The organism is Mesorhizobium sp. LNJC405B00, assembly GCF_000502615.1.
Taxonomy (GTDB): domain Bacteria; phylum Pseudomonadota; class Alphaproteobacteria; order Rhizobiales; family Rhizobiaceae; genus Mesorhizobium.
Map to the genome: position 1 here is coordinate 321,318 of NZ_AYWC01000002.1, position 23,753 is coordinate 345,070.

At 63.2% G+C, this 23,753-nt stretch carries 23 protein-coding genes; 10 read left to right on the forward strand and 13 right to left on the reverse strand.

The features are described from left to right. Positions 1-66: 66 nt before the first annotated feature. The 3 genes from X756_RS159970 to X756_RS1000000169695 all read right to left on the reverse strand — a co-directional run bounded on the left by X756_RS159970 (position 67) and on the right by X756_RS1000000169695 (position 3,553). Positions 67-1,599: a YifB family Mg chelatase-like AAA ATPase gene (locus tag X756_RS159970; protein WP_023701949.1), complete on the reverse strand. Its 1,533-nt coding sequence runs from the start codon at positions 1,597-1,599 to the stop codon at positions 67-69. Positions 1,600-1,849: 250 nt separating this feature from the next. Then, on the reverse strand, positions 1,850-2,914 hold the full coding sequence (locus tag X756_RS159965) for a glycosyltransferase (protein ID WP_156933398.1): 1,065 nt from the start codon (positions 2,912-2,914) through the stop codon (positions 1,850-1,852). 219 nt (positions 2,915-3,133) lie between these two features. Next, entirely contained in the window at positions 3,134-3,553 is a 420-nt protein-coding gene (locus X756_RS1000000169695) for a hypothetical protein (RefSeq protein WP_031237823.1), read from the reverse strand. A 32-nt stretch (positions 3,554-3,585) separates the two neighbouring features. Between X756_RS1000000169695 and X756_RS1000000168595 the strand changes: the two genes are divergently transcribed. Beyond that, on the forward strand, positions 3,586-4,164 hold the full coding sequence (locus tag X756_RS1000000168595) for a hypothetical protein (RefSeq protein ID WP_156941326.1): 579 nt from the start codon (positions 3,586-3,588) through the stop codon (positions 4,162-4,164). A gap of 92 nt (positions 4,165-4,256) precedes the next feature. On the opposite strand, the gene gshB is transcribed toward X756_RS1000000168595, so the two are convergent. From gshB to X756_RS159950, 3 genes are all read right to left on the reverse strand, one after another. Next, positions 4,257-5,210: a glutathione synthase gene (gshB, locus tag X756_RS159960; RefSeq protein ID WP_023728795.1), complete on the reverse strand. Its 954-nt coding sequence runs from the start codon at positions 5,208-5,210 to the stop codon at positions 4,257-4,259. Between the two features lie 80 nt (positions 5,211-5,290). After that, positions 5,291-5,665, reverse strand: coding sequence for a GtrA family protein (locus tag X756_RS159955; RefSeq protein WP_023728796.1), 375 nt, complete (start codon positions 5,663-5,665; stop codon positions 5,291-5,293). Between the two features lie 4 nt (positions 5,666-5,669). Beyond that, positions 5,670-6,674 (reverse strand): glycosyltransferase, encoded by a 1,005-nt coding sequence (locus X756_RS159950; RefSeq protein WP_023728797.1) that lies wholly within the window; start codon positions 6,672-6,674, stop codon positions 5,670-5,672. A 124-nt stretch (positions 6,675-6,798) separates the two neighbouring features. Here X756_RS159950 and X756_RS159945 point away from each other — a divergent pair, with 124 nt between their 5' ends. The 8 genes from X756_RS159945 (at position 6,799) to X756_RS159910 (ending at position 16,046) form a co-directional block, all read left to right on the forward strand. After that, on the forward strand, positions 6,799-8,598 hold the full coding sequence (locus X756_RS159945; protein WP_023728798.1) for a hypothetical protein: 1,800 nt from the start codon (positions 6,799-6,801) through the stop codon (positions 8,596-8,598). A 100-nt stretch (positions 8,599-8,698) separates the two neighbouring features. Beyond that, entirely contained in the window at positions 8,699-10,048 is a 1,350-nt protein-coding gene (locus X756_RS159940; RefSeq protein ID WP_023681311.1) for an EAL domain-containing protein, read from the forward strand. A 169-nt stretch (positions 10,049-10,217) separates the two neighbouring features. After that, positions 10,218-10,985, forward strand: coding sequence for an SDR family oxidoreductase (locus X756_RS159935; RefSeq protein ID WP_023692985.1), 768 nt, complete (start codon positions 10,218-10,220; stop codon positions 10,983-10,985). Positions 10,986-10,990: 5 nt separating this feature from the next. Beyond that, the gene (locus X756_RS159930; RefSeq protein WP_031237828.1) at positions 10,991-11,935 is read left to right on the forward strand and encodes a 2-dehydro-3-deoxygalactonokinase; all 945 of its coding nucleotides are present in this window, start codon (positions 10,991-10,993) and stop codon (positions 11,933-11,935) included. A 22-nt stretch (positions 11,936-11,957) separates the two neighbouring features. Further along, entirely contained in the window at positions 11,958-12,599 is a 642-nt protein-coding gene (locus tag X756_RS159925; protein ID WP_023687493.1) for a 2-dehydro-3-deoxy-6-phosphogalactonate aldolase, read from the forward strand. After that, complete coding sequence (locus tag X756_RS159920; protein ID WP_031237829.1) at positions 12,599-13,474, forward strand: SMP-30/gluconolactonase/LRE family protein; 876 nt, start codon at positions 12,599-12,601, stop codon at positions 13,472-13,474. The genes X756_RS159925 and X756_RS159920 overlap by 1 nt, the downstream gene beginning before the upstream one ends. A 103-nt stretch (positions 13,475-13,577) precedes the next feature. Further along, the gene (locus X756_RS159915) at positions 13,578-14,639 is read left to right on the forward strand and encodes a hypothetical protein (protein ID WP_023728801.1); all 1,062 of its coding nucleotides are present in this window, start codon (positions 13,578-13,580) and stop codon (positions 14,637-14,639) included. A 90-nt stretch (positions 14,640-14,729) separates the two neighbouring features. Next, positions 14,730-16,046, forward strand: a complete 1,317-nt coding sequence (locus tag X756_RS159910; RefSeq protein ID WP_245264446.1) for a low temperature requirement protein A — start codon at positions 14,730-14,732, stop codon at positions 16,044-16,046. On the opposite strand, the gene X756_RS159905 is transcribed toward X756_RS159910, so the two are convergent. The 4 genes from X756_RS159905 to X756_RS159890 form a co-directional block, all read right to left on the reverse strand. Beyond that, positions 16,001-16,288, reverse strand: coding sequence for a DUF1330 domain-containing protein (locus X756_RS159905; protein WP_023687489.1), 288 nt, complete (start codon positions 16,286-16,288; stop codon positions 16,001-16,003). The genes X756_RS159910 and X756_RS159905 overlap by 46 nt on opposite strands. A 13-nt stretch (positions 16,289-16,301) precedes the next feature. Then, positions 16,302-17,015: an orotidine-5'-phosphate decarboxylase gene (gene pyrF, locus X756_RS159900; protein ID WP_023728803.1), complete on the reverse strand. Its 714-nt coding sequence runs from the start codon at positions 17,013-17,015 to the stop codon at positions 16,302-16,304. Next, on the reverse strand, positions 17,012-17,608 hold the full coding sequence (locus X756_RS159895; protein WP_023728804.1) for an NADPH-dependent FMN reductase: 597 nt from the start codon (positions 17,606-17,608) through the stop codon (positions 17,012-17,014). The genes pyrF and X756_RS159895 overlap by 4 nt, the downstream gene beginning before the upstream one ends. 120 nt (positions 17,609-17,728) lie before the next feature. Further along, complete coding sequence (locus tag X756_RS159890) at positions 17,729-18,340, reverse strand: LysE family transporter (RefSeq protein WP_023728805.1); 612 nt, start codon at positions 18,338-18,340, stop codon at positions 17,729-17,731. Between the two features lie 131 nt (positions 18,341-18,471). Between X756_RS159890 and X756_RS159885 the strand changes: the two genes are divergently transcribed. Then, a complete protein-coding gene (locus X756_RS159885) occupies positions 18,472-19,371 on the forward strand; it encodes a LysR family transcriptional regulator (protein WP_210164338.1) in 900 nt (299 codons plus the stop codon). A 95-nt stretch (positions 19,372-19,466) separates the two neighbouring features. Here X756_RS159885 and pmtA read toward each other — a convergent pair whose 3' ends face one another. The 3 genes from pmtA to dnaK form a co-directional block, all read right to left on the reverse strand. Continuing rightward, complete coding sequence (pmtA, locus tag X756_RS159880; protein WP_023687484.1) at positions 19,467-20,072, reverse strand: phospholipid N-methyltransferase PmtA; 606 nt, start codon at positions 20,070-20,072, stop codon at positions 19,467-19,469. Between the two features lie 117 nt (positions 20,073-20,189). After that, positions 20,190-21,320 carry a molecular chaperone DnaJ gene (dnaJ, locus tag X756_RS159875; RefSeq protein WP_023681322.1) on the reverse strand — a complete coding sequence of 377 codons (1,131 nt, stop codon included), beginning with the start codon at positions 21,318-21,320 and terminating at the stop codon, positions 20,190-20,192. A 219-nt stretch (positions 21,321-21,539) separates the two neighbouring features. Then, positions 21,540-23,456 carry a molecular chaperone DnaK gene (gene dnaK / locus X756_RS159870; RefSeq protein WP_023673200.1) on the reverse strand — a complete coding sequence of 639 codons (1,917 nt, stop codon included), beginning with the start codon at positions 23,454-23,456 and terminating at the stop codon, positions 21,540-21,542. Positions 23,457-23,753: the final 297 nt, after the last annotated feature.

Here is a 23,753-nt window from a genome sequence, read left to right on the forward strand (position 1 = left end):
AATCGAGCATTCTTCGGCGACCCCACCCGGCCGCTTCGCGGTCACCTTCCCCTCAAGGGGGGAGGATTACGCCGCCTGCGCTACCCGCTCCGACATCATGCGGTAGGAAATCGCCTCGGCCAGGTGAATTCGGCCGACGGTTTCGCTGGCGTCGAGGTCAGCCAGTGTGCGCGCCACTTTGAGCACGCGGTGATAGGCGCGCGCAGAAAAGCCGAGTTTCTCGCTGGCGTCTTTCAGCAGCGACAGGCCTGCTGCGTCCGGCGCGGCGATGTCCTCGATGACAGAAGGCGAGCAATGGGCGTTGGTGGTGGCGCTGGTGACGCCCAGCCGCTCGAAACGTTCGCGCTGGATGGTGCGGGCGCGCGCCACGCGCTGGGCGACGGCTGCACTTTTCTCCGCTCGGTCGGGCCGGATCAGGTCGGCGGCCGAGACCGCCGGTACCTCGATCCTGAGGTCGATGCGGTCGAGCAACGGGCCTGAGATGCGCGCCTGGTAATCGGTGCGGCAGCGTTCGCCGCGCAGGCAGCGATAGCCGGGCTCGCCGGCCATGCCGCAACGGCACGGGTTCATCGCCGCCACCAGCTGGATGCGGGCCGGATAGGTGACGCGGTGGTTGGCGCGCGCGATCATGCAGTCGCCGGTCTCCAGCGGTTGGCGCAGCGCATCCAAGGTCTGCGGCGTGAATTCGGGAAACTCGTCGAGGAACAGCACGCCGTTATGGGCAAGCGATACTTCGCCCGGCCGCGCCCTGATGCCGCCGCCGACCATTGCCGCCATCGAGGCCGAATGGTGCGGGGCGCGGAACGGCCGCCGGTCGGTGAGCTTGCCTTCGCCGAGCTCGCCGGCCACCGAGGCGATCATCGAGACTTCCAGGAGTTCCTTCGGCGCCAGTGGCGGCAGGATCGAAGGCAGCCTTTGCGCCAGCATCGATTTTCCCGAGCCGGGAGGCCCTACCATCAAGAGATTGTGGCCGCCGGCCGCCGCCACTTCCAGCGCCCGCTTGGCGCTTTCCTGGCCCTTGATGTCTGAGAGGTCGGGCAGGTCGCGCGCCGAGACATGAATGCCGGGCTCGGGTCGCGACAGCACCTGCGTGCCGCGAAAATGATTGGCGATGGCAATCAGGCTGCGCGGCGCCAATATGTCGAAATCCTTTCCCGCCCAGGCCGCTTCCGGCCCGCAGCCGAACGGGCAAATCAGGCCTTTGCCCTCGGCATTGGCGCCGATCGCCGCCGGCAGGGCGCCTGCAACCGCGGCAATGGTTCCGTCGAGCGACAATTCGCCGAGCACGACATAGGAGGCCAGCATGTCGCCCGGAATGGCGCCGAGTGCTGCCATCAGGCCGAGCGCGATCGGCAGGTCGTAATGGCTGCCTTCCTTGGGCAGATCGGCTGGAGCGAGGTTGACCGTCACCTTCTTCGACGGCATCGACAGGCCCGATGCATGGAGCGCCGCCTGCACGCGCTCGCGGCTTTCGGCCACCGCCTTGTCGGCCAGCCCGACGATCTGCATGCCGACCTTGCCCGGCGCAATCATCACCTGGACATCAACCGGCACGGCCTCGATGCCCTGGAAAGCCACCGTGCGAACCCGCGCCACCATCTTGCTCTGCCCCCGGATACCGGCTCGCCTCGGCCTTGTGGTTCAGACCGCGAGCGACGTCAGGACAAGACAACCATAGATTTCAGGCCAAGGCAAGAACATTACAGGAACATGCATTCGTGGTGGTTGCAGCGCGCTGTGCCGGTTGCAAAAACGGAAGATGGTTAAGCAAAATGGAACGGCTGCTCCGCCTCCTCGACCGCGTTTAACAAGGGCGACTAGGCCCTTCGGCAATCTGAGGGTGTTGCTTCTAAGCGGTGATGAAGGCATCGACCGAACCTGAAAGCGATCGATCGATCGCGACCTGCGGTGGAAGCCACTCCATGACAGGATATCTGAAAGGCCAAGGCAGGGCGATCCGGCGCGAAGAGCCGCTCTCCAGAAAAATCTCGTTTACAAGGTCTATGAACCGCCCGCGGTCTCGTTCGATTCGTTTCAAAGTTTGCGAACGAATGTAATCCCGGGGAATTCGTCGCTCCTTCAGCGCTAAGACAGCCTCCGCGATGGATCGAGGATCGGGTGGAACTGTGAGCGAATAGTCGTCATCCAGATAAAGGTCTCGGCCGCCATGGTTCGGCGTCGTGACCACTGGAAGGCCCGCGAGAAGATATTCCGTGCTGGCGAACATTGGTCCTTCCAGGTGAGAGAGACAGATTCCCACGGCTGCACGATTTAGATGCGTGTTCACCTGAGCCGGTGCCAATCGGACCGGCTTGCCGGTGCCGTCAAACTCGTTGATAAAGACGTGATGCGGCGCGAGCTCCCTATGCCGATTTATTCGCGCTCTTTCCGACTCCGTCGTGGAGGATCCGCTTGAATCTCGATAGAAGACAAATGCGCAACGCTGGATGCCAAGCGACAAGTCATGGCGCTTCCACGGAGCCAGCTGCGCATTGTAGATTGCATCAAATTCTACAGGGACGTCATCGAGAGGCCTGAATATGTGTTCGGAGGTTGTTGACGTCTTGTTGTGCAGGACGGCGGCCTCGCCGGACTGGTTCAACAGATCAGCCTCTGCCTGAGTGTTGGATAGGAAGATTAGCGAGTGACGGGGGTTCTTGAGTCTATGCAGAACGGCATAGGTCCGGATGGTTTTGACGCTAGCACTGTTTTCGACGGACCAGGTTGGCGAGATGAGAAACCAGGCGCGGTGGCTGCGTGGACGGAAAGGCATATGACTTGCTAATCCGAGCGGCGTACCGGACATTCCCGAATAGGATATGAACGGATCGTCCGACAGCAAACTGGCCTGAAGAGCAGGTTGCGACTTCGCGGAAGGGTGCCCTTTTCTGAGGTTGTGGCCATGACGCAGCATGGCTCTGACAATCTCGAATTTGGTAGGAGGGCGATACCCGTGCTGTAGGGTCAACATGCGTCAATTGCGATCTTGAGTGCGGAGAAAAACTCGCTTCGATAGAGAGAAATTTGGCAAAGAAACACCGCCATTTGATCGACGGAATATCTCAGGCGATCAAATCTGGTGTACGGAGAAGCGCCTCTTGAAAGAAAACATCGTCCCAAGCGGAGCTGGTTCTCACATCGCGCTACCAACCGTATCCGTTGCGTAGGCTGTTTCAATCAAGAGGCATTCATCGACACTGCGATCCGATCCGTAGCGGCGCAGACATACACTGCGTTCGAATGCGTGGTGGTCGATGATTTTTCGACCGACGGTTCCCGCCGAAGGATTGAAGAGTGTCTGTCCCAGCTTGGCGACAGTCGTTTCCGCTTTCTGCCCCGACTGCAAAATGGCGGGCAGTTGACAGCAATGATGACCGGGCTTGACGCGACAGCCGGGCCCCTGATCTCCTTTCTTGACGGTGACGATGCTTGGCATCCTGACTTCATAGAATGCCATGTGAGAGCGCATCTCAGCCAAACCCGTATCGCGGCAATGTCGAGCTCCGATGAGGTGGTGATAGATACGGCCGGCAACCTGCTTGCGGGCGGTCATCCCGTATTCCACCTGAACGATCGATGCCGAAAATGAGCGGCTACCTGCATGTCGACACCGAAGCTGACCCGACATTATTATTTATTGATCGGGGTACCGTGGGTTGGTTTTGGTCAACCACATCGGGGATGATGTTTCGTCGAGCTCCGCTTGAAATCATGCGTCCATCCGATCCGGACGAAATAAAGATATGTGCCGATGGTTATATGGCTCGTGCCGCCCATATAATCGGCGGAACCGTGAGGATTGGGCGGGCTCTTGGCAGTTATCGGCTTCACGGCGGCAATGGCTGGGCGGACGGGCGCATCCTGGGTACCGGAGTTGGCCTCGGCAGGATGTCGCCTGATACTGAAATAGCGATACGGCGGGCACTGGCCAATCGTTGGTGCGAAGTGGCGCCGGGACTGGAGCATTTAATCTCCCGCCACTCAATGCGCAGGACCTTGGTCGACCTGATCGGACTGTCTGCAGCTTTTGCATTGCTGGAAAAGAACTCCGACGCGGGTTTTCTGCTGAAAGACTGGGCAACACCACAGCGAAAATTGCAGACCAGACTTATCGGTCTCCTTCCTCCGAAACTGAGGCCTCGGCGCTTCCGGGACATAGTTTGATTTGATGAGCCGCTTGCTCGGCAGTCTTACCCGATAAAGAGCATCCTTCGATGCTTCTCTGGACCCACCAAAGTCCTCCGTAGCAACGCACACTACGCGGCCGAATTGCGCCGCATTTCCTCCACCGCGTCCCAGAACAGGCTGGCGATATCCGCGCCACCAAAGCGTTGCACTTCGCGCACGCCGGTTGGCGAGGTCACGTTGATCTCGGTCATGTAGTCGCCGATCACGTCGATGCCGACCAGGATGAAGCCGCGCTCTTTCAGCGACGGGCCGATGCGGGCGCAAATCTCGCGTTCGCGCTCCGTCAGCTCGGTCTTTTCGGCGCGGCCGCCGACATGCATGTTGGAGCGAGAATCGTGGTCGGCCGGCACGCGGTTGATGGCGCCGACCGCCTCGCCGTCGATCAGGATGATGCGCTTGTCCCCCTTGCGCACATCCTTCAGATAGCGCTGCACGATGTACGGCTCGCGGGACAGCTGGGCGAACATTTCGAGCAGCGAGGCAAGGTTGCGGTCGTCCTCCTTGAGATGGAAGATGCCGGCGCCGCCATTGCCATAGAGCGGCTTGACGATGATGTCGCCGAATTCCTTGCGGAAGCCCGCGACCTCCTGGGGATCCTTGGTGATCAGCGTTTCGGGCATCAGATCGGGGAATTCGGTGACGAAGATCTTTTCCGGGCTGTTGCGCACCCAGGCCGGGTCGTTGACGACCAATGTCTTCGGGTGAATGCGCTCCAGAATATGCGTGGTGGTGATGTAATTCATGTCGAAGGGCGGATCCTGGCGCAGCAGGATCACATCCATCTCCGACAGGTCGGTGCGCACCTTGTCGCCCAGCGTATAATGATTGCCCTTCTCGTCGCGGAGCTTCATCTCTTCGATGCGGGCAAACACCTTGCCGCCCAGCATCGACAGCCGGTCGGGCGTGTAGTGGAACAATTGGTGGCCGCGCCGCTGCGCCTCCAGCGACAGCGCAAACGACGTGTCGCCGGCAATCGAGACGGTGGAGACATGGTCCATCTGGACGGCGATCTTCAGGGGCATCTTCTGGTCTCCAGCAGGCTCTGTCGCCGATATACGGAACTTGGCGGCTTCTGCCAATCGCGCTTGCTTGGCCCAGACCTTTAACGGTCGAAGACCAGCCGGGAGTAACCGACGAAGGACAGCGCCATGGCGACCAGCGAAGCGACGGCAAGTGCCGCCAGCGGCGGCATTGCCGGCAGCGCGAACAGGATGGCGCAGTAGACGAGATAGTTGACAATGCTGGTGGCGATGCCGACGCCGCCATAGCGCGCGCCCTCCTGCGCCACGCCGCGGCTCGACGGCGAAAAGGTCAGGTGCCGGTTGATCTGCCAGGTGACGCACAGCGCAAAGCCGATCGACAGGACACGGGCGACGGAGGGACCGAGCGGCGTCACCGCCAAGAGCAGCCAGAGCGCCGCGGCATCGGCGACGAAACCGACGCCGCCGGCCAGGACGAAGCGGGCGAGCCGGCTCACGGCCTCAGGCGGCCCGGGGCGTCTTGCCCGGTTCGGCCTTCGCTGTTTCGCTCGTGCGTTCGCGCCGTTCGACCCGGCCCGACGGGACGGAGAGATAGAAAATGCGCTTCTGCTCGGCGCGTCCGCGCGATACCGAATCGAGGATCAGTCCGGTCACCATCGCAAGCATCGACAAGAGCAGCAGGCCGACCGACAGCACCCAGGTCGGCATGCGCGGCACGAGGCCGGTCTGGGCGAATTCGATCAGCACCGGCGTCATCAGGGTAAGGCTCGATGCCAGGAAGAAAATGGCGAAGGCGCCGAAGAAGCGCAGCGGCTGCGTCTCCTTCATCAGCATGGCGAACATCCACAGGATCCTGGCGCCGTCGCGATAGGTCGACAGCTTCGACGACGATCCCTCAGGCCGGCGGCCATAATCGAGCGCGATCTCGCTCACCGGCAGTTTCAGCTGCGAGGCATGCACCGACATTTCGGTCTCGATCTCGAAGCCGCCGGAAACCGCGGGAAAGCTCTTGACGAAACGCCTCGAGAAGACGCGGTAGCCGGAGAAGATGTCGGTGAAGTCGGTGCCGAACAGCCGCTTGTAGAGGCTGTTGAAGATGCGGTTGCCAAAGGCATGGCCGGAACGGCCGGCATCGTCGGTGACGCCGCGCCTGGTGCCAACCACCATGTCGCAGCGCTCGGTCTGCAGGATGTTGATCAGCAGCGAGGCATCTTCCGGCGCATAGGTGCCGTCGCCATCGGCCATCAGATAGATGTCCGCATCGATGTCGGCGAACATGCGCCGCACGACATTGCCCTTGCCCTGGCGCGGCTCGCGGATGACGATGGCGCCGGCCGCGCGGGCCTTTAATGCCGTCAGGTCGCGCGAATTGTTGTCATAGACATAGATCTCGGCCGATGGCAGCGTCTCGCGAAAGCGCCGCACCACCTCGGCGATGGTCAGTTCCTCATTGTAGCAAGGCAGGAGCACGGCAATGGCCGGCTCATGGCGGACTTCGTGCGGCATTTCCGTCTCCCGACGCCCGGCGGAGCCTCCGGCCGCGCTCATATGCGGCCTCGCTCAGGCGACTTTACTATTTATTGAAGCTGTTAAGGCTAGGTTTAAGGCCGCAGTCTTTCCGACGAAGGTCATGATGATGAACGCAGCCAAGGCGGGTGCTTCCTCCTGGAAGTCCGATATGACGCTGGCGCTGCTTGCCATGCTGGTGGTGCTGGCCGTCAATGCCGCCACGGGCTTTCGCGAATTGAGCAATGCCGGCGGCGACAATGACAGCCTGCTGCGGCTGGTCGAGGTTCGCGACATGCTGGCCGGCCAGGGCTGGTTCGACCTGCATCAGTACAGGATGGGGCCGGAAGGCGGTTTCGTCATGCACTGGTCGCGGCTGGTCGACGCACCGCTCGCCGCCATCATCCTCGCCGCCTCGGCGCTGACCGGCAGCATGGCCATGGCCGAAGCGATCGCACAGGTGCTGTGGCCGTCGCTGCTGTTTTGCCTGGCGGTGTTTTTTACGGCCCGTGCGGCACGCAGCTTCGCCGGCGTCGGCGCCGTGCTGCCCGCTATCGTCATCGGCGCGGCGGCGCTGCATTTCATCGGCATTTTCTTGCCGGGTGCGCTCGATCATCACAATGTCCAGCTGACGCTGACCATGGCCAGCCTCAGCCTGCTGCTCGAGGCGCCGGCGCGTCGCTGGGCGGCGCTGATTTCCGGGCTGTGTGCGGCCCTGACGCTGGCCGTCGGCATGGAAACCGCGCCCTATGTCGCCACCATCGGCGCCTGCATCGCTTTGCTGTTCGTCGTCGATCCCGGCGGCGAACGCCGGATCGCCAGGGATTTCGGTCTCGGCTTTGCCGGGGTTTCAGCCCTCGTCTTCGTCACCACCATCCCGCCATCGGCCATGGGCCAGCCGCAGTGCGATGCCTTCTCGGCTGTGCAGTTCGTGGTGGCGGCAATCGCCGGACTGGGGCTTGCCGCCGTGACGTCGCTCACGGTGTCCAATGGCACGGCCAGCCGCCGCCTGATCTCGCTTAGCCTGCTCGCGCTTGGGCTGGGCGCCGTCGTCGTGGCGCTGTTTCCGCAATGCCTTGCGGCTCCCTACGCAAACCTCGATCCGCGCCTCAAGGAATTGTGGCTCGATCACATCGACGAGGCGCAGTCGCTGTTCAGTATTGCCGTCAATGAGCCGGCCTCGCTGGCGGCGCGCTATGTCACGCCGCTGGTGGCGATCGCGCTGATGGCGCTTCGCCTGCGCGGACCATGGCGCCGCCAGGACAGCCTCGTCGGCGCCTTGCTGGTCGGCGCCTTCATCGTCAGCGCCTGGCAGGTCCGCGGCTCGACATTCTCGATCGCCTTTGCCGTCATCCCGCTGTCGGCCTGGATCGCAAGCTGGCGCGAACGGGCGAGGATCAGCCCTGCGCGCAGCGTATCGCTGCGCATGGCGGCGGTCTGGGTGGTGTCGGTGAATGCCGTCTGGGCCGGTGCTGCCGCCGCGACGTCGAGCGTATTCGAGGCCAACAAGGTCTCGGTCGAGGCACAGGACACCGACAGCGATCCGTCCTGCGAGCGCAAGGCCTCTTTCGCGGCGTTGGCCCGGCTGCCGGACACCACGGTGCTTGCCATTTCCAATCTCGGCTCGCCCATCCTGGCATATTCCGGGCACCGCGTCTTTGCCGGCCCCTATCATCGCAACATCGCCGGCGATCTGCTTGCGCTCGATGCCTTCCTCGGATCGGCGGACCAGGCGGGGACGATCGCGGCGGCTCATCACGTCGGCCTGGTGGCGCTGTGCCGCGGCAGCGCCGAAAGCAAGGTGCTCGCCGCCAAGGCGCCGCAAGGCTTCCTGGCCGGGCTGATGCAGGGAAGCGTCCCCGATTGGCTCGAACCGGTGGCCGAAACGCGCGGAGACCCGGTCGAACTCTACCGCGTCCGCTAAAGCATCATTCGCCAGCGAAAAATCGATTTCGCGATACGCTTCCTAAACGCTTTGCTGCCAGTCTCAGCCTAAATTTCGGGCGTCACAAACAGGGATACCGATGCAAACGACGTTTGGCACCGGGCAGGCAAGCAGGGAAAACTCGGATCTGGCGTTCACCGATGCGCTGACCGGGCTTGGCAACCATCGCCGCTTCTTCGACAAGGTCGATCGCCTGATCAGCGACCGTGCGGACGATCCCGCGCCGTTCACGGTCGGCATTCTCGACCTCGACGGCTTCAAGCCGATCAACGATCTGTTCGGCCACAAGGCCGGCGACGACATATTGATCCAGGTGGCGATGCGGCTGCGCGCTTCGATGGACAGCCACTCCACCGTTTGCCGCATCGGCGCCGATGAATTCGCCTTCCTTTACCCGATGGTGTTCTCGGAGGAGGCGGCGGCCGAGAAGTCGCGCATGATGATCGAGATCCTGTCGGCGCCCTACGATGTCGGCGAACGCACCGCCAGGCTTTCGGCCTCGGTCGGCTGCTCGCTGTTTTATTCCGGCGACGAAACCACGGAAATCCTCGTCAACAAGGCCGAAACGGCGCTCTACCACGCCAAGCGTTCGGGCCGTGGCCGCGTCGTCGTCTACACCCGCGAAATGGAAGAGGCGGCCAAGCGCGTCACCCGCATCGAACAGGCGCTGCGCCGTGCCGTCTCGGCCGGTGAGGTCGAACCGCATTTCCAGCCCATCGTCGATTTGACCACCCGCCGCACCATCGGCTTCGAGACGCTGGCGCGCTGGACCGATCGCGACCTCGGCGTGGTGCCGCCGACCGTGTTCATCCCGATCGCCGAAGAGCGCGGCATCATCGGCCCGCTATCGCAGCTGGTGCTGCGCAAGGCGACCGAAGCGGCGCGCAGCTGGCCGAAGGACCTGTTCCTGTCCTTCAACCTGTCGCCCTCGCAACTCGTCGACCAGAACACCGGCCTGCACATATTGTCGATCCTCGACCGCACCGGCTTCGATCCGCGACGGCTGGAGATCGAGATCACCGAAACCGGCCTGATGAACGATCCGGCCTCGGCCGAGAAGATCGTCGAGGACCTGCGTCGCGTCGGCATCCGAGTCTCGCTCGACGATTTCGGCACCGGCCAGTCCTCGCTCGGCCGCTTGCGCGAATTCCATTTCGACAAGCTCAAGATCGACCGCGCCTTCGTCTCCTCGATCCTCGACGACCGCCCGTCGGAACACATCATCCGCGCCATTCTGGCCATGTGCGAAGGGCTCGGCATGGATGTCGTCGCCGAAGGCATCGAGGAGGAGGCGCAGGCCGACCGCCTCGTCCAGTTCGGCTGCGCCGGCGGCCAGGGCTATCTCTTCGGCAAACCGGTCGACGCCGACGCCACGCTCGGCTACCTCCGCGATTCCTATCGCGGCGCCCTCTACGCCAAGGCAGTCTGACCGGCGGTCTTGCCTGCGTCGAGCAAGTCAGCGGTGCGAGCCAAGATCGACTGTGGCCGCCATCTTGCGTCCTTTTGTCTGACATAAGCCAAACAAATCGCCGTTTTCGCCCTTGCTCCCCGGACTTGGCTGGATAGGATGCGCGCCGACCGGATCGGGAGAGAAAAATATGATGCCATCGGCCGATTTTGCCGACCTCAGGGGAGCCTCGGTGCTGATCACCGGCGGCGGTTCCGGAATTGGTGCGGCACTGACCGAGGGCTTCGTTCGCCAGGGCGCCCATGTCGCCTTCATCGACATCGCCGATGGCCTAAGCACGCTGCTTGCCGACCGCGTCGAAAAAGAACTTGGCCGGCGACCGCTCTACCTCAAGACCGATTTGCGTGACGTCGAGGCGTTGCGCGCTTCGGCCGCCAAAGCGGCTGAGGCACATGGCGACGTCACCGTGCTGGTCAACAATGCCGCCTGGGACGAACGCCACGAGGTCGCCGACGTTACCGTCGAGTTCTGGGACAACAATCTCGCCGTCAATCTGCGCCCGCATTTCTTCACCGCACAGGCGGTCGCGCCGGGCATGAAGCGGGCCGGCGGCGGGTCGATCATCAACTTCACCTCAACCTCCTATCTCATCAACCACCCCGATATGCCGGCCTACACCGCCGCCAAGGCCGGCATACTCGGCCTCACCAAAGGTCTCGCGGGCAAGCTTGGGGTCGACGGCATCCGCGTCAATGCGATTGCGCCGGGCTGGGTGATCACCGAGCGGCAGCGGGAACTCTGGGTCACCGAGGAGAGGCTCGCCGCCCATGTCGCCAAGCAATGCATCAAGCAGGTCATGCAGCCCGACGACATCGTCGGCACAGTGCTGTTCCTGGCCTCCGACGCCGCGCGTATGCTGACGGCGCAGATGTTGATCGTCGACGGGGGTTTCCTGTGAGTCCGGTGAATCAAAATCCGGCAAAAGGCACGCCGGCAGTCGCCGCCGTCGACTGGGGCACGACCCGCATGCGGGTCTGGCTGGTCGACGGGGCGGGCGGGGTGCTTGCCGAGCGTCGCGGCGATGATGGGTTGATCACCGCGCAGAAAAAAGGCTTTTCGACCATCCTCGAGGGCCATCTGGCGGCGCTCGGCGCACCTGACACACTGCCGGTCATCATCTGCGGCATGGCCGGCTCGCGCCAGGGTTGGCTGGAAGCGCCTTACGTCACCGTGCCGGCGCCGCTCAGTGCCATTCTCGCGGGGGCCGCCCGCATTCCCGGCCAGAGCCGCGACATCCGCATCGTGCCTGGCCTGGCGCAGCGCCTGGAAGATGCGCCGGACGTAATGCGCGGCGAGGAAACCCAGCTTGCCGGCGCCGGTTTGCCGGCAAAAGGTCGCCATCTCGTCTGCATGCCCGGCACCCATTCGAAATGGGTTCTGGTCGCAGACGGCGCGGTCGACGGCTTCTGCACCTGGCCGACCGGCGAGCTGTTTTCGGTGCTGACCACTCACTCTATCCTGCGCCATTCGCTGGGCGAGAGCCCGAAGCCGGTCACTCCGGACAATCCGTTCTTCCAGGAATGGTGCCGCAAGGCTTTGGCGGAGGGCGGCGATGTCACCTCGCGGCTGTTCTCGATCCGCGCCGCCGGCTTGCTGCAGAACCTCAAGGCCGACGATGCCGCCGCTTGCCTGTCCGGCCTGCTGATCGGCGGCGAGATCGCCTCGGCGGGCCGCCGCTATGGCGAAAGCACCACCGCAATCGTGCTGGTTGCGTCCGGCTCGCTAGCAGCCCTCTACCGCCAGGCGCTAGACCTTGCAGGGCTTGCCGTCAGGACGGTCGACGCCGACGAGGCGGTGCGTGCCGGCCTTATCGAGGCGGCGCGGGAAAATGGCATGATCGCCAAATGACTCACCAGAGTGGAGTGACAGCGTGACCCAGACCGCACCTTTCCCGAAGCTGAAGCGTGGCCTTGTCGCCATTCTGCGCGGCCTCAAACCCAGCGAGGCGGTTGCCATCGGCCAGGCGCTGTTTGACGCCGGTATCGAAGCCATCGAGGTGCCGCTCAATTCGCCGGAGCCGTTTTCATCGATCGCCAGCATTGTCACCGCTTTGCCCAAGACGACGCTGGTCGGCGCCGGCACGGTGCTGACTTCAGCCGATGTCGACGCCTTGGCCAAGGCCGGCGGGAGGCTGCTGGTCAGCCCCAACATCGATGCCGACGTCATGGCCCGCGCCATGCACCATGGCATGGTAACGATGCCAGGCGTGTTCACCCCCACCGAAGCTTTTCAGGCGATTAGGCTTGGGGCTTCGGCGCTCAAATTCTTCCCGGCAAGCGTGCTCGGGCCTAGCGGCATTTCGGCGATGCGCGCCGTGCTGCCGGCCGATACCGTGGTCGGCGCCGTCGGCGGCGTTTCCGACAAAGACTTTGCCGGCTACAAAGCCGCCGGGGTGACTGCTTTTGGTCTTGGCTCCAGCCTGTTCAAACCCGGCATCAGCGTCGACGAGGTGGCCTCGCGCGCGCAGGCGGCGGTGACGGCCTGGGATGCGGCCTTCGGCGGAGCGGCATGATGGACAAGGTTTCGGTTTTTTCGGACCATGTCTGTGAACTCGGCGAGGGGCCGAGCTACGATCCCGCAACCGATACGCTGTTCTGGTTCGACATCGTCAACGGGCTTTTGCTGGAGCAGGGTGTCACGTCCGGCGCGCGGAAAGTCCATGAGCTCGGCCAGATGGCCAGCGCCATCGCCATTGTCGATGACAATCGCCAGCTCATCGCCACCGAGACTGGCCTGCATGTCCGCGACGTCTCGACCGGCAAGCTGACGCTGCATACGCCCATCGAGGCTGACAATGCGCTGACCCGCTCCAACGATTCGCGCGTCCACCCTTGTGGCGCCTTCTGGGTCGGCACGATGGGCAAGGGTGAGGAGAAGGGCGCCGGCGCCATCTACTGGTTCTTCAAGGGCGAATTGCGCACGCTTTACACCGGCGTCACAGTATCGAATTCGATCTGTTTTTCCGAAGACGGCTCGATTGCCTATTACACCGACACCTCGACCGGCCTCTTGATGCGGGTCGCCTGCGATCCGGCGACTGGCCTGCCCGTCGGCGAGTCTAAAGTGTTCGTCGACCATCGCTCGTCCAAGGGCTTTGTCGACGGCTCGGTCGTTGATCGTGACGGCGTGCTGTGGAATGCCGTCTGGGGCGGCAAGGCAGTGAAAGCTTATGCGCCGGACGGCACATTGTTGCGCGAAATTGCCGTGCCGGCGGGGCAGTCCTCGTGCCCGGCCTTTGTCGGGGCCAAGGCCGATCGGCTGGCGGTGACCTCGGCCTGGAAAGGCAAGGACGACAAGCAGCGCAAGCTCGACCCACAGGCCGGCATGACCTTCCTGCTCGACATCCCCGTCAACGGCCGCTTCGAGCCGCGCGTGCTGATCGCCTGAGCGTACCGGTTGTCGTGCAGGCGGCGGGCGCGGGTCGATTTCGCGCAAGCCGATCGCATTGGCCGTGCGATGGTGTGGCTGCATCACCGAGAAGCTTTGACCCATGCCGCGCCCGACCTTGATCCTCGTCTACGAGCCTGAAAAGGCCTGTTTCGACAGGCTGGTCGCCGATGGCTTTACTGCCGAGCGTGCCTTGGAAATCTCGTCCTATCTGGCGCAATCGACCGATCTCGCGCCCGAATTCGATGAGCTCACTGCGGCTTGCGGGCGGCGCGGCCTCGCCTTCCTGCCGGTCGAACTCGACGATGCGGCGGCAGCGCTGGCGAAGGCGGATCCCGCAACCACGCTGGTCTGGACGCTGACCGACGGCATTGCCTATTTCCGCGGTGCTGCGGCGCCCGCACTTGCCAGGCTGAATGGGCTTAGAACCATCGGAGCCGACGATGCGCTGTTCGCGCTTTGCCAGGACAAGTTCCGTTCCGGCGCCGTGCTTTGCGCGCTCGGCCTGCCGGCGCCGCAGGCAGGCCTGGCCCGCGACGGCCGCTGGCTGGCCGACCCGCCAGCTTCGGAAGCCGGCTGGTTCGTCAAGCCGAACCGGCTCGGCTCCAAGGTAGGCATCTGGCCGGATTCACGCTGCAACGACCTGGCCCATGCGCTGGAGCTTAGCCGGCGGGTCTATGCCGCTTATCGCGACGATGTCGTCGTCCAGCCCTATGTCGGCGGTCGCAATGTCCGCGCCAGCTTCCTTGGGCTGCAAACGGATGCCGGGGCGGAAGCGCTCGGCATTGCGTTCGTCGACTCCGGCGGCGATTTCCAGACCATGGCGGACTCGATGACGCTTTACGGCGACACCGGCGAGGCCGCCAAGGCGGCTGGGCTATACAGCGAGCCGGTGCTGGAGCCGGTCGCCGACACCCAGCCGGCAGCCGCGGCAACCATCCGCCGCATCGCCGAGCGGCTGGTCAGCGGACTTGGCCTGCGCGACGTGTTTTCCATCGATTTCAGGGTCGAGGCCACCGATCATGCCCACCTCATCGAGTTCGAAGTCTGTCCCGGCCTGCCCTGCTTCGATTTCCGCGCCTATTGCCGGCTGCAATGGAGCATGACGCTGGCCGATGCGGTTGCCGAGACGGCGGCGAACCGACTGAACCGACAGGCGATCTGAAAGCCGCGGGGACCGGCACGACGTGCCGCGCCTTGACGGCTTCTGCTCCACCTTTAGTGTCGCGGGACAGTCCTCAGGCAAGGCCGCGCGATGAGCACACCAGCAAGCTCCCTCCACCATCACATCAGGCGCATGGCCGGGCGCGATCCGCATGAGGCGCATCGCGTCGCCACGCCGCTCGAGCTGCTGTTCGATCTGACCTTCGTCACCGCCTTCAGCCTTGCCGCCGCGCAACTGGCGCACGCCCTGGCCGAGGGCAACTACGCGGCGGCGCTGATCGCCTTCGGCTTTGCCAGCTTCGCCATCTGCTGGGCGTGGATCAATTTCTCCTGGTTTTCCTCCGCCTATGACACCGACGATTGGATCTTCCGCCTCGTCACCATGGTGCAGATGATCGGCGTGCTGGTGCTGGCCATCGGCCTGCCGCGCATGTTCGCCTCGATCGAGCATGGCGAACACCTCAACAATTCGGTGATGGTGCTGGGCTACGTCATCATGCGCGTCGCCATGATCTTCCAATGGCTGCGCGCGGCGCGGCAGGACCCTGGGCGGCGGCGTGCCTGCCTGACCTACGCCGTCGCCATTGCGATCGCCCAGATCGGCTGGGTGGTGCAGATACTGGTCGATTTCTCGCTGGAGACCAGCCTGGCTTTCGGCGCCATCCTGGTTCTCATCGAGCTTGCCGGGCCGGCGATCGCCGAGCGCAGGGATGGCGGCACGCCCTGGCACGCGCACCACGTCGCCGAGCGCTACAGCCTGTTCGCCATCATCGCGCTGGGCGAAGGGGTGGTCGGCACGCTGGCGACGCTGTCGGCCGTGGTCGAGGAGCAGGGCTGGAACCTCGATGCCGCCTTGATCGGCATTGCCGGAATGGGTCTCACCTTCGGCATGTGGTGGGTCTATTACATGCTGCCCTCGGGGACGGTGCTGCACCAGCACCGCAATCGCTCTTTTATCTGGGGCTATGGCCAGATGCTGATCGTCGCTGCCATCGTCGCCACCGGCGCCGGGCTGCATGTCGCGGCCTATTTCATCGAGCACAAGACCCATATCGGCCCGGTGGCGACGCTGCTGTCAGTTGCCATTCCGCTAGGCGTGTTCCTGGGGGCGATCTACGCGCTGTATTATTATCTCGTCCAGCGCTTCGATCCCCTCCATGTCTGGCTGCTGGCGGGAACGGCTGCGGTCGTCGCACTTGCCATCATCGCCGCCCTTGCCGGCGTCGACATGGCGGTCTGCCTCATCTTACTCACGCTAGCGCCGGCCGTCACCGTTGTCGGCTATGAGCTGTCGGGGCACCGCCATCGACTGGAGGTGCTGGCGCAGGAGAAGCGCCGCACTGAGCAGAGCAGCTTCGCGCGTCAGATACCCTCGACCAGCACGATCTCGCCATCGGCTACTTTCTGACGGATGGCGACGGCGCGCTGGTACTCCGGCGAGTGGTAGCAATCGTGCGCCGCGCTGAGCGATTCGAACTCGATAATGACATTGCGGGCGCGGCCAGCCCCCTCGGCCTTTTCATGCTCACCGCCACGGGCAAGGAACTTCACGTCGAAACGGTCGAAAGCGAGCTTGGCGGCAGCGACATAGTCCTTGTAGCCTTCGGCGTCGCGCACATCGACGCGGGCTATCCAGTATCCCTTGGGCATTTTCTTCTCCTCATTACGCGGCGCGCATCTCTTCCAGTATGGCTTCCGCCGCCGCGCGCCTGTCGCTTGCCGCCACGATTGGCCGGCCCACAACAAGATGGCTGGAGCCGTTGCGGATCGCCTGGCCGGGCGTCACCACGCGTTTCTGGTCGCCATGGTCGCTGCCCTTGGGCCGTATCCCCGGCGTCACCACCGCCAGGTCGGGTCCGACGATGCGGCGCACCGCTTCCGCCTCCTCGGCCGAGCAGACGACGCCGCCCATGCCTGCATGCAGCGCCTGTTTGGCGCGCCTCAGCACCAGCGTGTGCGGGTCGTATTCATAGCCGGCGTCGATCACGTCCTGCTCGTCCATCGAGGTCAGCACGCTGACCGCCAGCAGGCACAGGTCGCTGCCGCGCGACACTTCCACAGCTGCCTTCATCGCCTTGGGATAGGCATGAATGGTCAGCATCGTCATGCCCATGCGCACGATGTTCTCGACACCCTTCGCCACGGTGTGGTCTATGTCGAGCAGCTTCATGTCGAGGAAGATCTTCGTGCCGCCGCTGGCCAACTCCCTGGCGAAGTCGAGCCCGCCGGCGAAGGCCAACTGATAGCCGATCTTGTAGAAGGAGACGACGCCGTCGAGTTCGCGCACCGCCTGTTCGGCCTCTTTCACCGTCGGCACGTCGAGGCCGACGATCAGCCTGTCTCTCATCGTATGGGCCTGCATGGCTGTGGAAATCATGCCCCGGTCCGGGTCGACAGCATGCGCGAGGTTTCGATCAGCGTGCGGCATAGGTGCTCCATCGATTTGGTCAGTCTATCATCCCTGAAATTGCCGTCGCCGTCGAAGGCATTGCCGCCATCGGATACCGAGCATTCCGGCGTCACCATCTCCAGCTGGCAGCGCACCAGCACGGCGCGCAGATGGTTGATGCAGCGGATCCCGGCGAAATGTCCGTTGGAAGACGAGCACAGGCCGGCGACCTTGCCGACAAGCGGCCTCACCGGCCGGCCGCCATCCAGGCGCACCCGGCTCACCCAGTCGATCGTGTTTTTGAGCAATGGCGGGATCGAGCCATTATATTCGGGCGTCGCGATCAGCAGCCCGTCATGGGCGGCGATCAGCCGGCCGAGCTTCACGGCGTTGTCGGGAACGCCTTTTTCCTTTTCGAGGTCCTCGTCGATGATCGGCAGCGGATAGTCGGCCAGCGAAATGCGCGTCACCTCGGCGCCTTGCATGGCCAGCTCCTTCTGCGCCACATCGGCGGTCCTGCCGCTGAAGGCGCCGCTGCGCACCGAGCCGGCAAAGACGAGGATTTTCGCGATCACAGCCATTGGCCACTCTTGTTCCCGGACAGGTACAGCCAGAGGCTGCGCAAATCAACGCACTGGCTCAAAAAACGGAAACGATCGGGGGCAAGCGCGTGAAGGGTGTGCCGAGCAGCTGGGCTATTGCTAGTGGGTGACCGCAATTCTTGCGCTCAGCGCGATGAGTGCAACTCCGAGCAAGGCATCTATCGGCCTGCGGACGCTGCCATATACCGCCCGAACCCTTCTTGTGGAGAACATCAGCGCGACAAGCCCAAACCACGCCATTGCGACCAGCCCAATTATGGCCAGCGACACTGCCTGGACCCAGATCGGAGCCTGCATCGGCAATACCGATATGAACAGGCTCGCGAAGAACGCGGCCGTCTTCGGATTTGTAATTCCGACAACGAATCCGCTTCGCCAAGGAGCCGTAGTCTCTGCGCCACCGACGGCCAGCGGTGGCCGCGCCTGCCAAGCCGACAAAAGGATCTTGCTGCCCAGGTAACCGAGATACACGGCACCGGCGATCCGGACGGCAAGGTGAGCCCATGCAATCTGCGTCAGTACGAGGCCCAGGCCACACATCGCGAGAGCCGCCCACACCATGATCGCTGCGGCAATGCCAAGCGCCACATGGAACCCCGCGCGACGGCTGATCAGCGCATGGGAAGTCACGGCTACAAAATCGGGTCCTGGGCTCATGGCGCCGAGCAGGAAGACCGAAGCAAGGGTCAGGAATTGCGGAAGGTAGCTCATGCGATACTCCAGTTTCAGTCTCGTCGTACCGCACGCCTGCATGCCGGAGAGGCCAGGAAAGCCGCTCGCCGATTTCGAGGGTCGTTTCCCTCACCTTCACAAAACCTACAGCGCTCTTTAATATGAGCGAAATGAAAGATATTTCGGCAGCCATGAACAAAGCTAATATCAACATCACAATGGTGCGCGTCCTGACATCGCTCAGCGAGACGCGCAGCTTCACCAAAACGGCCGAGCGGCTCTGTCTTTCTCAATCGGCCATAAGCCATGCAATGAAGGCGCTGGAGGAGATCGTTGGCGCGCCCCTCGTCATACGTGATCGGCGCGGTGTCGCTTTCACCGCAACCGGCGAGGCGGCTTTGGACGCGGCGCGCGCCGCTTTGCATGCTTTAGGCCGTCTTGTCGGCCTACGGGAACACTCCATCAAAGGCAGAGTACGGCTCGCGCTGGTCAGCAGCGCCTCGGTAAAGATTGCTCCATATGCGTTGAACATTACTTCCGTCCGGCACCCGGAGCTTGCTGTCGAACTGCTCTTGGGCACGGATACCGAGGTGGCGGAGTGGGTCGATCGCGGTGCCGCCGATATTGGACTGTCCTACATCGCCGGCAATTGCCAAGCCGAGGAACTTGTCGACGACGAACTCTTTGTGGCGTCATCGCAAAAGAACTCAGTCCAAGGCGGGTCATTTCCGATCCGCGCTCTCGACGGCCAGCCATTCATCATGTCGAGCGGCGGCTGCGGACCAATGCTTGCCGAATTGTTCCAGGATTTTGGCGTTGCGCCAGTTGTCATCCTGTCGGCGAGCGATATGGCGGCGCTGCTTGCTCTGGTGGGGGCCGGGCGCGGTTTGTCGATTGCGCCAGGCCTGGCGTTTCCGGCCGATTGGCAGCGAATCGTTGCGAGGCGTCCTCTTGAGCCGCGTGCGCGTCGGCCTCTGCTGCTTCTGTTCTCCAGCAGCGCCGAAGCAACGGCCGTGCGGGCCATGTGCGCGGCGATCAGAGAGGTCGCCACGAGTTTGCGAGGCGGATAACAGTCAAGGATGTGGATCGACCCTCAATCGAACTTCCTTCGGGAGACGTCGATCCTCTACAAGGCGCCAGAGACTTCTCCCGCCCCCAATACCAGCTAATGCGCTTCGCGCCGGTAGATCCACAGCTGCGTCGGCGGGATGTTGCGGAAGATGAAGTCGAAATGCTTGACCGTGTAATTGCCGCGGCCGGGCGGGATCGGCGACAACGGCCCATAGGTCAGCTGCACGATCGGCCGTCCAACCGGGATGCGGTCTAGCAGGCTTTCAATATAGGCGATCCGCTGTGCGACCGGAAAATTGAGCAGCGGCACGCCGGAGACGACGGAATCGAAAACCATCCCGCTCTTCTCGCCAAGCGTGGCGTTGAGATTGAAGGCATCGCCCTCGATGACGTTGACGCCGGGATAGAGCTGGCGCAGATGGCGCACGAAATCGGTGGAATATTCGACCGCGTACAGGTTTTCGGGCTTAACGCCCTGGGCGAGGATTGCACGGGTGATGACGCCTGTGCCGGGGCCGACTTCAAGCACCGGCAGGCCGGACTTCGGATTGACGATGGAAGCCATCTTGCGGGCGGTGATGGAGCTTGTCGGCACGATCGAACCGACCGACTTCGGCTTGTCGATCCAGCCTTTGAAGAATTTGAGTTCGTCGTCGAACTTTTCCGCCAGCGCCTTCCGCAATCCCGGACCACGTGCCATGCAAGTTCTCCTCAACACTCCCCGAACGCTACTTAGCAGCTAACAGGTCCAAGGCAAGGCGCGATCTGGCATAAGATGTTGATGACGTTCGGGAAGCGTGGCGGCCTTGGTTTGGGTTCAGTGCTCGCCGAAGGATTCGAAAAAGTCCTTCATGCGGGCGAAAAAGCCGCTCGACTGGGGCGAATTGTCCTTCGACGACAGCTGCTCGAACTCTTCCAGCAGCTCGCGCTGGCGGCGCGACAGGTTTTGCGGCGTTTCGACCGCGGTCTGGATATAGAGGTCGCCGACATTGGGCTGGCGCAGCACCGGCATGCCCTTGCCCTTGAGGCGGAACTGGCGGCCGTTCTGCGTGCCTTCGGTCACTTTCACCTTGGTCTGACTGCCGTCCAGCGTCGTCACCTCGAACGAGCCGCCAAGGGCGGCCGTCGTCATCGATATCGGCACCTTGCAGTAGAGATCGGCGCCGTCGCGCTGGAAGAATTCATGCGGCTTCACGGCCAGGAAAATATAGAGGTCGCCCGATGGGCCGCCGCGCAGGCCCGCCTCGCCCTCATTGGCAAGCCGGATGCGGGTGCCGTCCTCGATGCCGGCCGGGATATTGACCGACAGCGAGCGTTCCTCGGTGACGCGGCCCTGGCCGGCGCATTTCGGGCACGGGTCCTTGATCGTCTGGCCGCGGCCTTGGCATTGCGGGCAGGTACGCTCGATCGAGAAGAAGCCTTGCGTCGCTCGTACCTTGCCGTGGCCATGGCACATCGAGCAGGTCACCGGCTGGGTGCCGGGCTTGGCGCCTGTCCCGGAGCATTCCGTGCATGAGATCGAGGCCGGCACGCGGATTTGCGCGGTCTTGCCGGCAAACGCTTCTTCCAGCGTGATTTCCATATTGTAGCGCAAATCGGCGCCGCGTTCGCGGCCGCCCGACGAGCGGCGCTGGCGCCCGCCCATCATGTCGCCGAAAATATCTTCGAAAATGTCGGCGAAGCCGCCGGCGCCAAAACCTTGCGCGCCGCCATTCATGCCGCCCTGCTCGAAGGCGGCGTGACCGAAACGGTCATAGGCCGCGCGCTTCTGCGGGTCCTTCAGCGTTTCGTAGGCTTCGTTGATTTCCTTGAACTTGTGCTCGCAGGAGTGATCGCCGGGATTGCGGTCGGGATGGAACTGCATGGCGAGCTTGCGGAAAGCGCTCTTGAGCTCCTTCTCGTCGGCGCCCTTTTGCACGCCCAGCGTCTCGTAGAAATCAGCTTTCATCTTTTCCCGCAGTCCGGATGCTCAACGTCTTGATGCATGTTGCGTCGTTTGCCGGCACGTTGCCTCGATTTAGGAGCGGTGATGCCCGGATGCTAGGGCCGGCGCGCTTGTGCCTGTGTTTTTCAGTGACTTTTTCGGCAAGGCCCGCACTTTTTCAGCGAGGGTTGCAAAAAAGCCCGGCTTTGCGCCGGGCTTTCCGCTTTATTTGCCGTCAACCGGTCAGGCCGACTTCTTCTTCTCGTCGTTTTCGTCGATTTCCTCGAAATCGGCGTCGACCACGTCGCTATCCTTGGCCGCGTCCGCCTTGGCGTCGGCTTCCGCCGCTTCCTTCTGCGAAGCTTCGTACATGGCCTGGCCGAGCTTCATGGATGCTTCGGCAAGCGTCTGCGACTTGGCCTCGATGTCGGCGGCATCGTCGCCTTCGGCAGCAGCCTTCAGCGCCGTGATAGCCTCCGATATCGCCGTGCGCTCGGTTTCCGAAACCTTGTCGCCATATTCCTTCAGCGACTTCTCGGAGGAGTGCACCAGCGCCTCGGCCTGGTTGCGGGCCTCGACCAAAGCACGCCGCTGCTTGTCGGTCTCGGCATTGGCTTCGGCGTCCTTGACCATCTTCTCGATGTCGGCGTCCGAAAGGCCACCAGAGGCCTGGATGCGGATCTGGTGCTCCTTGCCGGTGCCCTTGTCCTTGGCCGAAACGTTGACGATGCCGTTGGCGTCGATGTCGAAAGTGACCTCGATCTGTGGCACGCCGCGCGGCGCCGGCGGAATGCCGACCAGGTCGAACTGGCCGAGCGCCTTGTTGTCGGCAGCCATTTCACGCTCGCCCTGGAAGACGCGGATGGTCACGGCCGACTGACTGTCTTCAGCGGTCGAGAACACCTGGCTCTTCTTGGTCGGGATGGTCGTGTTGCGTTCGATCAGGCGGGTGAACACGCCACCCAGCGTCTCGATGCCGAGCGACAGCGGCGTCACGTCGAGCAGCAGCACGTCCTTCACGTCGCCCTGCAGCACGCCGGCCTGGATGGCGGCGCCCAAAGCGACGACTTCATCCGGGTTGACGCCCTTGTGCGGCTCCTTGCCGAAGAACTGCTTCACGATCTCCTGGATCTTGGGCATGCGGGTCATGCCGCCGACCAGGACCACTTCGTCGATCTCGCCAGCCTTCAGCCCGGCATCCTTGAGCGCCGCCTTGCAGGGCTCGATGGTGCGCTGGACGAGATCGTCGACCAGTTGCTCGAACTTGGCGCGGGTCAGCTTCAGCGTCAGGTGCTTGGGGCCGGTCGCGTCGGCGGTGATGAAGGGCAGGTTGATTTCGGTCTGCGTCGTCGACGACAGCTCAATCTTGGCCTTTTCAGCCGCCTCCTTGAGGCGCTGCAGCGCAAGCTTGTCGTTCTTCAGGTCGATGCCCTGTTCCTTCTTGAACTCGGCCGCCAGATATTCGACGAGACGCATGTCGAAATCCTCGCCGCCGAGGAAGGTGTCGCCATTGGTCGACTTCACTTCGAACACGCCGTCGCCGATTTCGAGCACCGAAATGTCGAACGTGCCGCCGCCAAGGTCATAGACGGCAATGGTCTTGCCATCCTTCTTGTCGAGGCCGTAGGCAAGTGCTGCAGCCGTCGGCTCGTTGATGATGCGCAGCACCTCAAGGCCGGCGATCTTGCCGGCGTCCTTGGTGGCCTGGCGCTGGGCGTCATTGAAATAGGCCGGAACGGTGATGACCGCCTTCTCGACCTTCTCGCCGAGATAGGCCTCCGCCGTTTCCTTCATCTTCTGCAGGATCATGGCCGAGATCTGGCTGGGCGACTGCTTCTTGCCGCCGGCCTCGACCCAGGCATCGCCATTGTCGCCCTTGACGATCTTGTAGGGGACAAGCTTCTTGTCCTTCTCCGTCACCGGGTCGTCATAGCGGCGGCCGATCAGGCGCTTGACCGCGAAGATGGTGTTTTCAGGATTGGTGACCGCCTGGCGCTTGGCCGGCTGGCCGACGAGACGTTCGCCGTCGCCCGAGATGGCGACGATGGAAGGCGTCGTGCGCGCGCCTTCCGCATTTTCAATGACCTTGGGCTCCTTGCCATCCATGATGGCGATGCAGGAGTTGGTGGTGCCGAGATCGATACCGATTACTTTTGCCATTTTTCTAGTCTCTCCGCTAAGCAGGCTCTCAGGACCCGTAAGGCGTTCCGACGAAAGCCCCTGTTCACAAGAAATTCCGCTCCGGCAACCGGCATTCCGGCACTGGGCGGCTTGGCGCGTATATAAGAACAGGCGGCATCGGGCGCAAGCATTCTGCGCATGGCATCCACCGCGCCGCGCTTGGCGCCCTTGAACAGCCGCCCGGCGGCCCGGATGTGCTCAAACCGCGCTCAAAGCCCCAGGATCTGCGCGATCCCCCGGCGAAGCGCCCAGTCAGGGCTTCGAAACCACAAGAAA

Excerpts from the sequence above, each read along its gene's own strand:
- X756_RS159970 (WP_023701949.1), bottom strand. The coding sequence starts at position 1,599 with ATGGTGGCGCGGGTTCGCACGGTGGCTTTCCAGGGCATCGAGGCCGTG.
- X756_RS159965 (WP_156933398.1), bottom strand. The coding sequence starts at position 2,914 with ATGCTGCGTCATGGCCACAACCTCAGAAAAGGGCACCCTTCCGCGAAG.
- X756_RS1000000169695 (WP_031237823.1), bottom strand. The coding sequence starts at position 3,553 with ATGACCGCCCGCAAGCAGGTTGCCGGCCGTATCTATCACCACCTCATC.
- X756_RS1000000168595 (WP_156941326.1), top strand. The coding sequence starts at position 3,586 with ATGAGCGGCTACCTGCATGTCGACACCGAAGCTGACCCGACATTATTA.
- gshB (WP_023728795.1), bottom strand. The coding sequence starts at position 5,210 with ATGCCCCTGAAGATCGCCGTCCAGATGGACCATGTCTCCACCGTCTCG.
- X756_RS159950 (WP_023728797.1), bottom strand. The coding sequence starts at position 6,674 with ATGCCGCACGAAGTCCGCCATGAGCCGGCCATTGCCGTGCTCCTGCCT.
- X756_RS159945 (WP_023728798.1), top strand. The coding sequence starts at position 6,799 with ATGATGATGAACGCAGCCAAGGCGGGTGCTTCCTCCTGGAAGTCCGAT.
- X756_RS159940 (WP_023681311.1), top strand. The coding sequence starts at position 8,699 with ATGCAAACGACGTTTGGCACCGGGCAGGCAAGCAGGGAAAACTCGGAT.
- X756_RS159935 (WP_023692985.1), top strand. The coding sequence starts at position 10,218 with ATGATGCCATCGGCCGATTTTGCCGACCTCAGGGGAGCCTCGGTGCTG.
- X756_RS159920 (WP_031237829.1), top strand. The coding sequence starts at position 12,599 with ATGGACAAGGTTTCGGTTTTTTCGGACCATGTCTGTGAACTCGGCGAG.
- X756_RS159915 (WP_023728801.1), top strand. The coding sequence starts at position 13,578 with ATGCCGCGCCCGACCTTGATCCTCGTCTACGAGCCTGAAAAGGCCTGT.
- X756_RS159910 (WP_245264446.1), top strand. The coding sequence starts at position 14,730 with ATGAGCACACCAGCAAGCTCCCTCCACCATCACATCAGGCGCATGGCC.
- X756_RS159905 (WP_023687489.1), bottom strand. The coding sequence starts at position 16,288 with ATGCCCAAGGGATACTGGATAGCCCGCGTCGATGTGCGCGACGCCGAA.
- pyrF (WP_023728803.1), bottom strand. The coding sequence starts at position 17,015 with ATGATTTCCACAGCCATGCAGGCCCATACGATGAGAGACAGGCTGATC.
- X756_RS159895 (WP_023728804.1), bottom strand. The coding sequence starts at position 17,608 with ATGGCTGTGATCGCGAAAATCCTCGTCTTTGCCGGCTCGGTGCGCAGC.
- X756_RS159890 (WP_023728805.1), bottom strand. The coding sequence starts at position 18,340 with ATGAGCTACCTTCCGCAATTCCTGACCCTTGCTTCGGTCTTCCTGCTC.
- X756_RS159885 (WP_210164338.1), top strand. The coding sequence starts at position 18,472 with ATGAAAGATATTTCGGCAGCCATGAACAAAGCTAATATCAACATCACA.
- pmtA (WP_023687484.1), bottom strand. The coding sequence starts at position 20,072 with ATGGCACGTGGTCCGGGATTGCGGAAGGCGCTGGCGGAAAAGTTCGAC.
- dnaJ (WP_023681322.1), bottom strand. The coding sequence starts at position 21,320 with ATGAAAGCTGATTTCTACGAGACGCTGGGCGTGCAAAAGGGCGCCGAC.
- dnaK (WP_023673200.1), bottom strand. The coding sequence starts at position 23,456 with ATGGCAAAAGTAATCGGTATCGATCTCGGCACCACCAACTCCTGCATC.